This is a genomic window from Methanosphaera sp. BMS, from assembly GCF_003268005.1.
GTDB lineage: Archaea > Methanobacteriota > Methanobacteria > Methanobacteriales > Methanobacteriaceae > Methanosphaera.
The window spans coordinates 1,753,254-1,765,647 of record NZ_CP014213.1 but is presented as its reverse complement, the minus strand read 5'-3'; the positions used below and the strand labels follow the sequence as shown (position 1 = coordinate 1,765,647).

General features: G+C 31.7%; 8 protein-coding genes. 6 read left to right on the top strand and 2 right to left on the bottom strand.

Features of this window, described 5'->3' with window-relative positions; all coding sequences use genetic code 11:
• The first annotated feature begins 6 nt into the window (after positions 1–6).
• A complete protein-coding gene (locus AW729_RS06340) occupies positions 7–1,077 on the top strand; it encodes a hypothetical protein (RefSeq protein ID WP_112124318.1) in 1,071 nt (356 codons plus the stop codon).
• A 141-nt stretch (positions 1,078–1,218) separates the two neighbouring features.
• Here AW729_RS06340 and AW729_RS06335 read toward each other — a convergent pair whose 3' ends face one another.
• Together AW729_RS06335 and AW729_RS06330 are read right to left on the bottom strand one after the other, a co-directional pair.
• Complete coding sequence (locus tag AW729_RS06335; RefSeq protein WP_112124317.1) at positions 1,219–1,428, bottom strand: histone family protein; 210 nt, start codon at positions 1,426–1,428, stop codon at positions 1,219–1,221.
• 431 nt (positions 1,429–1,859) lie between these two features.
• On the bottom strand, positions 1,860–2,858 hold the full coding sequence (locus AW729_RS06330) for an ArsA family ATPase (RefSeq protein ID WP_204355174.1): 999 nt from the start codon (positions 2,856–2,858) through the stop codon (positions 1,860–1,862).
• Between the two features lie 311 nt (positions 2,859–3,169).
• Between AW729_RS06330 and AW729_RS06325 the strand changes: the two genes are divergently transcribed.
• The 5 genes from AW729_RS06325 (at position 3,170) to AW729_RS06305 (ending at position 12,346) form a co-directional block, all read left to right on the top strand.
• Positions 3,170–3,979 carry an NAD+ synthase gene (locus AW729_RS06325; protein ID WP_112124315.1) on the top strand — a complete coding sequence of 270 codons (810 nt, stop codon included), beginning with the start codon at positions 3,170–3,172 and terminating at the stop codon, positions 3,977–3,979.
• Positions 3,980–4,573: 594 nt separating this feature from the next.
• Positions 4,574–7,435, top strand: a complete 2,862-nt coding sequence (gene leuS, locus AW729_RS06320) for a leucine--tRNA ligase (protein WP_112124314.1) — start codon at positions 4,574–4,576, stop codon at positions 7,433–7,435.
• A 193-nt stretch (positions 7,436–7,628) separates the two neighbouring features.
• The gene (locus AW729_RS06315) at positions 7,629–8,741 is read left to right on the top strand and encodes an RNA-guided endonuclease TnpB family protein (protein WP_112124313.1); all 1,113 of its coding nucleotides are present in this window, start codon (positions 7,629–7,631) and stop codon (positions 8,739–8,741) included.
• Between the two features lie 559 nt (positions 8,742–9,300).
• Positions 9,301–11,172 (top strand): right-handed parallel beta-helix repeat-containing protein, encoded by a 1,872-nt coding sequence (locus AW729_RS06310; protein ID WP_112124312.1) that lies wholly within the window; start codon positions 9,301–9,303, stop codon positions 11,170–11,172.
• Complete coding sequence (locus AW729_RS06305; protein WP_112124311.1) at positions 11,162–12,346, top strand: hypothetical protein; 1,185 nt, start codon at positions 11,162–11,164, stop codon at positions 12,344–12,346. The genes AW729_RS06310 and AW729_RS06305 overlap by 11 nt, the downstream gene beginning before the upstream one ends.
• The last annotated feature ends 48 nt before the right edge of the window (positions 12,347–12,394 follow it).

Here is a 12,394-nt window from a genome sequence, read left to right as displayed (position 1 = left end):
AAAAAGGTGAATATAGCAGTAGTAGCGGAAACGGCACCAGCTAAAACAATAATACCGGTTATTGAAAAGTTGGATGCTAACGTATTGAGTTTAACTCATAGTGATATGGCAAGGGAGTTATTGGAACCATATAGTTTAGAGATGAAATCTATTGGTCAGGGAAGACGTAGCAGTGGAGTTAAAAGAAGTAATACTACTATAGCTAAATTGGTACTTCAAGACACGTATTCTGCTTATAATGCTCTCAAGAATAAAAAATTGGATTTGGTATTGACTTGTGGAAACGCTGGAGATGTAAGAAAGGGTATTTCAGCAGCAAAAAAACTGGGTATTCCTAGATTGCATATTGAACAGGACATTTATAACCCTATAGAGATGATAGCATACGCTGATTTAATCACAGTTCCAAGTAACGAATATAAAAAGAAGCTTAAAAAATTATACGGCATTGAAAATACGGTAAACATTAAGGGTTATCCTCAAGCAGAATATGTTTTAAGACACATATTAAAAGACCCCGATGATATGTATCGTCATTATGGGGTCAGTGATTTTTATGTCTTGTTTTTGGGTGGAGATACAAGACCTGCAGATATACCTGAGATTATTCATCAGGTGGAACTATTGAATCATAATGTGCTTGTAGTTCCATATCGTTTTGATGCGAATTATGTGAGTAAGTTCGTTACAAAAAAAGGCGTTTATATCATCGATGGGGATGTTGATTTAATTAGTCTGATGAATGCATCAGAGGGTGTCATCTACTGTTCAGGTATGGGTGTAACCATTGAGGTGGGAGCTTTATCCGTTCCGGCCGTTAAAATATTGGGTTTTCACAGGGAACATGCCAGTAATGACTTGGCATTGTCTTTAGGAATCAATGTAGTATCCATCTATGAAATTCACAATGCCGTTGAACATATGCAGACTCCATTTGGTAGCCGTTTGATTAAAAATGGTTCAAAGGCCAGCTATAAGGTTGCAGAATTGGCTAAAAATATGAATATGTTCAGTGGAAAATCAGGTGGATTAAGTAGCCTTAGAAAGATATGGAATCAACGAAAAAAGTATAGATAAATGGAAAAATAGATTAACTTTCCTTTATGTTATATCAAAAAGCTTGTTTTTACATGGGTTGAATTCCTATTTCAACCATTTTTTCTTAAAAAAAGATATCAAAAGATTTTTCTTAATTATCTTTTGATCAGGGTATCTTATTTAAAATTTGATTCTTGCGACTAAATCGATGTCTTCTGCTTTCACTGTTTTTCTTCCAGCATGTTTTGCAGCTTTTATAGCATCTTCTGAAATTTCTAAGCCTATGCTTTCTAAAACAGCAGTTAATTCTTCTTTGGCATCATCGCTTATTCTTTCAGCACCAGCTTTTTTTATTAATCTTCCTACTGGAGCAATTGGTAGTTCACTCATTTTTTCACCTCCGTTATTAATTATATTTAATGTTGTAGTAATATTTAAAGTTATCTTAAATCCATTATTTTTTTCTATATTTTTAAATTATTTATTCTTAACTTCTATAATTAATGGGTTATTATTTTATTTAAATTTAATATCCTTTTAACTTATATTTTTTTATTTTAATCTGTTATTTTCCATTTTTATTTTTCCACGCTTAATTATATTCCCAAAGGCTTTTTAATAACATATTATTTAGTCATACCTAAATTTATAACTCTTATTATTAAAAATAAATGGTAGAAATCATATGAATTTAACACTTTTTATGTTTACTAAAATGAAAAATTGCCCTAATTGAAATTCCGGAAAGAAATTGACGCACAAAATTGGGTGATAAAACAATCTTGATAAAAAAAGAAGATTATAAATATTTATAAAAATATTTACAATGCTATAGGACCATTACTTGGGTCGGAACCATATAGGATATCACATATTTCATATAACTGGTCTATACCACGTACTTCATGTGCCTGAAGAGGTATTTCAGCAATGATCTGTTCTGAGAAAACATCTCTAATTGTTTCCAATCGTTTATTTTGAATTTCACGTCTTGCTTTACAGAAATCACAATGATTGTTATCCGGCTGTATCTTATTGACAATAATACCATCGGTAGTAATGTTTGACTTATTTAAAGCATCCATAGCCCTTGTTGATTCTATTATTGACATTTCTTCAGGAATAAGAACGGTCTTAAACGATGTTCTGTCAGGATTTGTCAAGATATTACGTGCTTCAATGATTTGACTTTTCATCTGTTCAAGCTCTGCGGTATTCTGCAGTTGCTCATCGTCGCTACCCATAAACGGTATTATGTTTTTTAATTTTTGTGCGGCAGAACCTAGGGCCTGTTTGGTTTTAATCATTTTTCCCATCCATGAATCCATCATTTCCGGAAATGACAGCAGTCTTAACGTATGTCCTGTAGGAGCAGTATCGAATATTACAACATCATACTCGTCATTGGTCATATACTGCATGAACTTATCGAAAGCAGCTATTTCATCAATACCTGGAGATGAACTCATAACATCCAGTTGGTCTGAAAACATTCCCAGTGCATCGTTGTATTGTTGTTGCATGGCAAACTTTTCCTTATATTCCTCCATAGCAATATCCGGATCTATCTCCATAGCGGATAGATTTGTTGTGATAGGTGTTGGAACATGTTTGATTAGCCTATCAAATGAATCACCTAATGAATGAGCCGGATCTGTTGAAATGATGAGTGTTTTCTTATCCATTCGGGCACACCACAATGCTGTAGCAGCAGAGATGGTTGTTTTTCCAACACCACCCTTTCCACCGATAAATATGAATGTCGTCTTTGATTTATTGAATTTAACTAAATCTGTAATAGCCATGTATCGATTCTCCATTTTTTAAATTTAATTTTTTTAAGTATTTGATTATTTTTTCTTAATTTATTTATCTTTATTTTTTCTATCGGATATCAAATTAAGATTATCTGATTAAATTATCAATTATTTAATTGTTTTTGTTATATTATTTATAGTCCAATATTATTATTTAACTTCTTATTTAAATACTTGTTCATTTTTTTGGTTGAATGTTGCTATTTGCATATTGTCGGATAATCTCCTTATTGCAATTTATCTTTAGTTAAATTTATTATTATTCAAATTATAAATAGTATATAATTAATGAATTTTTCAATTAGGTGTATTATATGATAGATTTACCGGAATTTAATCCAGATGTTTTCATTGAAGAAGCTTGTGAGTTTATTAAGCAGAAAGTTGACGAGTCAAACTCAAATGGTGTGGTATTAGGTTTAAGTGGTGGAATAGATTCTACTGTTGTAGCATGTTTGGCCGTAAAGGCGTTGGGTTCTCATAATGTGAAAGCATTTGTTCTTCCATCTTCAACAACATCTGATCAGGATTTATTTGATGCGGATTTGATTAAAACAATGTTGGATATTCAGGTGGAATATGTATTATTGGATGATATTTTCGAGGAATTTTTATCGTTATGTGATATTGAGCATTTGCCTACGGATAATATGAAATTAGCTCAAATGAATGTCAAACCGAGGTTGAGAATGACATTTTTATATTACTTTGCCAGCATATACCGTTCCTTGGTTATAGGTACGGGTAATAAGACGGAGTATTATGTGGGTTATTTCACTAAGTATGGTGATGGCGGTGTGGATTTATCACCAATAGCCGATTTATATAAAGAAGATGTAAGGGCAGTTGCTAAAAGATTGGGTGTTCCCTCTTCCATAATTGATAAGGCTCCCACTGCTGGTTTGGCATCCAATCAAACTGATGAATCTGAATTTGGGTTATCATATTACTATGTTGACAGGATAGTTTATTTGTATGTTGAACGGAATATGGATGCAAATGAAATATCCGAAGAGTTGGATCTTTTGTTAAATGATGTGGAACATATCATTAAATTGATAGATAACTCACAACATAAACGTTTAATGGCACCTGTATTTAAAAATAATAGTTATAGGAATTAACCAATAGAAATTAAAAATCTTCATGTATATATGTATTGTAATATCTATCTGAAAAATAGTTATTCAAACGGTGGGCAAAACTCGATGTAATCTGTATCTAAGAAAATAATCTGTTTAAAAAAGAAAGAAATAGAATACAATTAATTAATATAATGAGTTAAAAAAATTTATGTTGAATAAGAATGTTAATTTTTTTTATGATAAAACCTTTTTTGTTATTAATTGTGTTTCTATTCTGGTAATACACTTAATTATATAATAACTATTATATATAAACTTTCCATCAAAAATGGGACTTTTTTTTGAAAATTTCTTTATCTTCGTTATATCATTTTTGAATCTGATGCTTTTCTTTAATTATTTTATTATTTTTTTTAATTATTCTCATTCATGCTATTTTTTTTAATTATTTGTTATGATTATATGTTTGTAGACCGGTCTATTCTAATAAGAAATATTGTTTTTATAATCTTTTAATTATGTCATCAAATACTAAAATTAAAATATTCATTCAAATATAAATATAATTATAGTAGACAATTCAAATTAATATTTCAATATAACTAATTAATTATTATTAAACGGAGTTTTTTGATGGTAACAGAAATAGAGAAAAAATGGCAGAAAAAATGGCAGGATTCAAAAATATTCGAATCCAACCCGGATGACAGAGAGAAAATGTATCTAACCGTTGCATTCCCATATCCAAGTGGTGCAATGCACATAGGACATGGAAGAACATACACAGTACCTGATGTATATGCAAGATTTAAAAGAATGCAGGGATACAACGTATTGTTCCCGATGGCATGGCACGTAACAGGAGCACCGGTAGTAGGTATAGCAAAAAGAATAGAAAGACAGGATCCATGGACATTAAACATCTACAAAAATGTACACAGAGTACCTGATGATGAATTACAGAAATTCACCGATCCAGAATACATAGTAAAATACTTCAGCAGTGAATACCATGACGACATGACAAACATGGGTTACTCAATCGACTGGAGAAGAGAATTCAGAACAATAGACCCACACTATAAACAGTTTATAAGATGGCAAATAAGGCAACTTAAGGATAAGGATTTAATACACAAAGGATCACATCCCGTAAAATACTGTCCCGATGACGATAACCCAGTAGGAGATCATGACCTGCTCGAAGGAGAAGGAGTGGGAATAAATGAATTAACGTTAATCAAATTCCCATATAAAGATTCATTCCTAGTAGCGGCAACATTCCGACCGGAAACATTATACGGTGCAACAAACTTCTGGTTAAACCCTGAAGCAGAATATGTTAAAGTGGACTACGAAGGTGAAGAATGGATAATAAGTAAACAGTCATACTCCAACATAATCCACCAGAAGGAATCAATGAAGATTATAGAAGATGTCAATCCAAATGAATTCATAGGTGACTACGTATTAAATCCAATGAACGGTACAAAACTACCTATTTTCCCTGCATCATTCGTAGACCCTGACTATGCAACCGGAGTAGTATTCTCAGTACCTGCACACGCACCGGCAGATTACATAGCATTAGAGGACTTAAAAAACAACAGTGAACTGATAGCAAAATATGACTTGCAAAAACAGCTGGATAATATTCAACTAATCAGCCTGGTAAATCTCAAGGGATACTCAGAATATCCTGCAAAAGATTTCATCGAACAATACAACGTAACCAGTCAGGAAGATGAAAACCTAAAAGAGGCAACAAATGAAATCTATAAATTAGAACATGCCAAAGGTATAATGAAAGAAAATACAGGCGAATTTGCAGGTAAAAGGGTTGCAGATGTAAGAAATGAAGTAATTGAAAAATTCATCAATGAAAACGTAGCCGACAAACTCTATGAATTTGCCGAAAAACCAGTAAAATGTCGATGTGGAGCAATGTGTGTAGTCAAGGAATTACACGATCAATGGTTTGTAAAATACTCCGATAAAGAATGGACAAACAAGGCATATGACTGTCTTGAACAATTGGAAGTAGTGCCAAAAGAAATAAGATCAAACTTCGAATACTACCTTGACTGGCTTGAAGACTGGGCCTGTTCTAGAAGACTTGGACTGGGAACACACATGCCATGGGATGAAAAATGGTTAATAGAACCGTTAACAGATTCAACAATCTATATGTCATACTATACAATAGCAAAATACATGAACCAAATAAATCCTGAAGATTTAAACGATGCATTCTTCAACAAAGTATTTTTAAATCAGGAAGGGGCAAACGATGGCTCAGTAAACAAGATAGATGAAGACTTAACAAAACAGATACAGGAAGAATTCCAATACTGGTATCCACTTAACTGGAGACTGTCAGCAAAAGACTTGGTTGGAAACCACCTATCATTCCACATGTTCCACCATGCAGCAATATTTCCTAAAGAATACTGGCCAAAAGGAATAACGGTATTTGGTATGGGACTTCTCGAAGGACAAAAAATGTCCTCATCCAAGGGAAACGTAATCCTACTTAGCGAGGCAATAGACAAGTATGGTGCCGATACGGTAAGACTCTTTTTAATGTCATCAGCAGAGCCATGGCAAGACTTTGACTGGAGAGAAACCGAGGTAAACGGTATACAAAGAAGACTGGAATCAATACAACAGTTTGCACAAAAAGTTGAGGATATAACCGGCCAGAAAGTTCAACTGACTGTGGAAAATGAAGTACCTAAAGTGAATAAGGCAATAAACAAATGGATCATCAGTCAGGTAAACAAGAACATAGGTGTAGCCACCCAGGCATTAGAAGGCTTCCAGACAAGAAAAGCATTACAGTCCAGCCTGTTTTTATTTAGAAAGGATGTGGATCATTACCTAAACAGAATCACAGAAGTATCCTCTGAGGAAAAAGACACGTTAAACTACATAGTAAACGTATGGATTAGATTGCTTGCTCCGTTCATACCATATACCACAGAGGAAATATGGGATGAATACAATGATGATGAAATATTAATGTCCGAGTTGTCATGGCCACAAATGGATGAAACAGCAGTTGACGATAAAATCGAAAAGGCTGAAGAGATGATTCAGGATCTGGCAAAGGATATCAAGGAAGTAATTAAAATAACAAAATCCAACCCTGAAACAATCCATATCTACACGGCTCCAAAATGGAAATATGATGTCTATGAAATTGCCCAGGAAGTGGGAAAACCTAATGTGGGTGAAATCATTAAAAAATCAATGCAGGCAAACCTATATGATAACAAGAAGGAGTTATCTAAATTTGCTACAAAAGCAGGTAAAACATTCAACAAAATCAATTATGTAGGACAAATTGATGAAGTTGCAATAATAACTGATGCATTGGATTACCTTGAAAGTGAAGTGGGTGCTAAAATAGTTGTCTATGACGAGCCAACATACGACCCACAGAACAAGGCACAAAATGCTTCCCCATATAAACCTGCCATATACTTAGAATAATATTCATATTATTCTAACCCCCTTTTTTAACCTTTTTAGGGCTCTGTAGAAATCCTATGAAAAAACAATTAAAAGTAATACTTTTATCAAAATATTTATATACTACTTTAAATAAAATTATTAACTATACCATTAGTAATATTTTATTATATGTATTTAATATTTCATTATTTTTGGTGTGTAGATAGTTGTTATGTATAAGAGTTTTGTTGTTCGTATTTATCCTGATGAGGTTCAGGAGAGTTTTTTTATTAATCAGTTTGGTTGTTGCCGTTTTGTTTTTAACACTTTTCTGGATGCTAAAAAGACGGTATACTCAGATAATGGAGAGTATTTGTCTTTTTATGATTGTTCGACTATGTTGACTGAGTTGAAGAAGTCTAAGACGTGGTTAAAACGAGTTGATTCACAAGCTTTGATTGAATCGTTGAAAAATTTAGAAAATGCTTTTGACAGATTTTTTAAACACCTTAACAAGTATCCACGCTATAAAAGTAAATATAATCCAGTACAATCTTATAAAACCAATAATATCAATAACAACATCAGAATTGAAGGTAAACGTATTCGTCTTCCCAAGGTAGGTTGGATACGATTTCGTACACATCAAAAGATATCCGGCAAAATACAATCTGTCACTGTTAAACAAAAAGCATCCGGTAAATATTTTGTATCTATTTTATGTAAAGATGTCACAAGACATGTTTTTAAGATTAATAATCGCAGTTGTGGTATAGATTTGGGAATATCACGTTTTGTCACAATAAACACGGGCGAAATAATACATTTCCCACAACAAAACAAGATCATACAATTAGACAAGAAAATACAAAGATTACAAAGAAAACTATCCAAAAAAGAAATTGGCAGCAAAAACTACAATAAAATCAAAAAGAAGATAGCCCTAGCATATGAAAAAAGACATAACATACTAGACTATCATTTCTATAAGATAGCACAACGATTAACAGAAAAATATCACATAATCTCTATGGAAACACTAAACATCAAAGGCATGCTAAAAAACAGCAGACTATCACGAAGTATACAAGAAAAATCATGGCACATGTTCACCAAAATACTAGAACAAAAAGCATACGAACACGGACGAAAACTAATACACATAGACCAATGGTACCCATCCAGCAAAACATGCAACAACTGCCAATACCACAAAGAAGACCTAACACTAAACAACCGAACATGGACATGCCCCCTATGTGGTAATAGACATGATAGGGACATTAATGCTGCCAAAAATATACATCAGGAAGGATTAAAAATAATTAATCAAATACAATATTGATTACTATATTTATTTATATGAACCGAGGGTTTCCCGGGGATCGCCTGTACCACTTACTATGCTGCGTTGGCGGCAATTAGGCAGGAATCAAATGACAAATACAATTACTCAATATGAGTGAGAATTGTATATTGATGAAGAAAGGATAATATTGAAATAGAATATATTCCCTCTGTAAAAAATTATATTTGAGTTATTACTCATACTTCACTCAAAGCAAGGTTTTCTACAGAGCCCTTTTTAGATGATGTGCGACAATTATTTTCTATGTTAATTGTACATATTATAATCAGACATTCTAAACAAAAAAACAATATGATGTATAATATTATAAACATGGTATTAATAAAACTATGTTAAAGAACCCTGAAATGTAATTGTTGTTTTCTTTTTAATTAGCGATTTACTTTTCTTTTAAAGTATTGATTTTTATAAATATATTCCACCTTATTTAAAATGAATTAATAAAATGATCACTCCAAATCATTAAATACTTCCTTTTCAATAGATATTATTAACTAACATGGTTTTTTTATTAAAATAATAGGATGTCTTATTGATGAAAAAAATATATCTATTAATGGTGTTTTTTATATTTATTTGTTCATTGACTTGTATTACTGCAAATACTGTTGATGGGGATAGTTTAATAGAATGTGATGATTCACAAGTTGAAGAAAATGTTAATTTGGATGAGTGGAACAATTTTGATAATGTAGAAGTAGATACTAATTCAAATTTACAAGATAATTCTTTTGAATATTCCCCAGAACAAAGGAATATGTTGACTGATATTGAAACAACAGTTTCCAATTATGGTGAATTGGATGATGTAATTACACATGATGCTAGAAATACTATTGGATCGACGTATACAATTAATTTAGTTAAAAAAACATACAATATTAATCGTACATTACTTTGGGGAAGTTCAAATTATATAAAAAATCTCACAATAGATGGTCATGGAAGTACTTTAAATGGACAACATACGTATCAATTTATTAATTTAGCAGGAGAACATAATTTAACCTTGAAAAATTTGATAATTAAAAATACGGTTAAAGGGTCTACAAATTCATCTGGAGTTGTTGTCATGATAGGTCCTGGAACTTTAACAATAGATAATTGTACCTTATCCAACAATCATGGTGGATTGAAAGGTGGAGTAATTACAAATAGGGGAAATACCATGGTAATGAACTCTAAATTCATAAATAATACTGTTGATATGTGGGGAGCTGTAATTTGGAGTACTGGTGAATATGGAGGTAATATAAAATTTGTTAACAATACTTTTCGAAATAATATAGCTAATAATTTGGGAAATAATGATAAAACATCAATTATTTATGCAGTATCTGGAGGAATATCCAATATAACAAACAATACCTTCAGAAATAATACAGGACGTTGTATTCATGCTTATAATAACATTCATTCTATTATTCATTCAAATAAATTCATATCGAATAATTTCACAGATAATGTGAATATTATCCGTGGGGGAGTAATTGATAACTATGAAGCTTCCATTGATGTTATCAACAACACTTTTAGTGGAATAACGGAAGGTGAACTTCGTGGAGGAATAATATATAATGAAATAGGTGATTTGCTTTTAAAGAATAATACTTTTTCAAATAAACATATTGCTAAAGGAATGTTAAGCAATCAAACATGTAGTAAAGGTGGAGTGATATTCAATAGGAATTCTACTATTGAAATAAATGGTAATATATTCCAAACGAATTTTACTGGAAATTATACTAGAGGTGGAGTCATATTCAATAATATGGGCATGATTAACATAGTTAACAATACATTCAATAACATTGTACATGGTTATAGGGTTACTGGGTTAACCATTTTCAATGATGTCAATGGTATTATTGATGTCACAAACAATTTATTTAACTCTAAAATAAATGGAACGGTATTCTGTAACTCTACCTTACAGAAATTCATATACAATTCAGATGTTCTTAATCCATCAGAAGGAGATGGTATCGTTGGAATATCGAATATTATAAAAACCAACCCTATAATTACTGTCAATTCGGCATCTGCGAATGTGGGGGAATATGTAAATTTAACATCTAATGTCAATACAGATTGGAATGGTAAATTGAATGAAAGTTATGTGATTTTTAAAATAAACGGCATAACGTTAAAAGATGAGAATAATTCAGTTATCAAAGTCAATGTTATAAATGGAAAAGCTACCTTAAGATTTAAAATACCATTAACTTGGACTCAACCCTCATATACTATTGAATCAGTATATGCCGGTAGTGTATTCTTTAATGGTGTTAGGAATAATGCAGTACTAACAGTACCCTCAAACAACAATCTTTTGGATATTGACGAGAGTAATCAATTCAATATAAATGATGCTGTAATAAGGGAGGTAATTATCAATGGAATCTGAAGATACGATAAATGATATTGATTTTGAAAGATATTTCAAAGAATTCAAACGTTCGATGATAGGAAAGGATGACTGCATCTTCTTGGTTAATGATGCATCAAATGAAATCAGGCAGCATTACGACAGAAATTATACTGGCAATACATTTGATGGAAGATTGTTCAAAAAGATGCTATTATCTAAAAAGAGCTATTTGAATAAAAAAAATATCAATTATGAATTCTTTGTAGTGCCCGATAAAAGTATCATCTTAAGAAATCTTCTTCCTTTTGACACGCCAGACCCGGTCAGATGTGTTGATGAAATAAGTGATAGTATAACTGATTTTATAGATATTCTTGATGCTGAGGATTATCAGTATGATGATACACATGTATCCGAAAAGTCGGCAGTAAAAATCGTTTCATACATCTTAAATAAATTGCATCCAAAAATAACCGTAGATGAGTATCAAAATGAGTTAAATGCTCGACTTTCCATTGAAGAATATGAAAGTTTTGGTGATTTGCTCTTTCCGGTAAATTGGCAGTACGGCAGAGATCATCCCGTATTCAAGAAGTATTATGCATCAGTAAAACAAAGATACGTACCTATGGATTCTACTAAATTAATTGAAAAAGAACTGCCTCCTGAATTTAATAAGATGGGTTCAAGAGAAAGTATCTATTACAAAAACAACAACAGCATTAGCGATAAAAAAGCTATAATATTAAGGGATTCCACAACAGATAAAATGATACATGTATTTGCAGCCTATTATCATGAAATAATATTTTACTGGGATCATTATTATTTTGACAGTGATCTTATTGAATACTTTGATCCTGATGATGTTATTGAATTAAGAACGGAACGTTTCATTGCAAATCCAATAAAGGGCATAGTTAAAGATGATGGAACATTTTCATTACTTGCATCCAATGTCAAAATCAATAAGTTGGAACTGATTAAACCTGGAACCTTACATTTATGGATTGACATACCGGCTTTAAGAATCATGCCATTGGATGCTCAATGTGACATTTTATTAAATGATAAACGTTTAAGTACGGAAATATTTGATAGAAGCTCACAAACACATATCCATTATTTTTTAAATAATTATCCCAAGGATTATCTTTCCAAAAAGTTAAAGGTATCGATACAGATTAAAAAATTGATTAAACGAGATTAGTTTAATCTTTTTTATCTTTTTTCCAAACTCTCTCCCAACAAAATATAT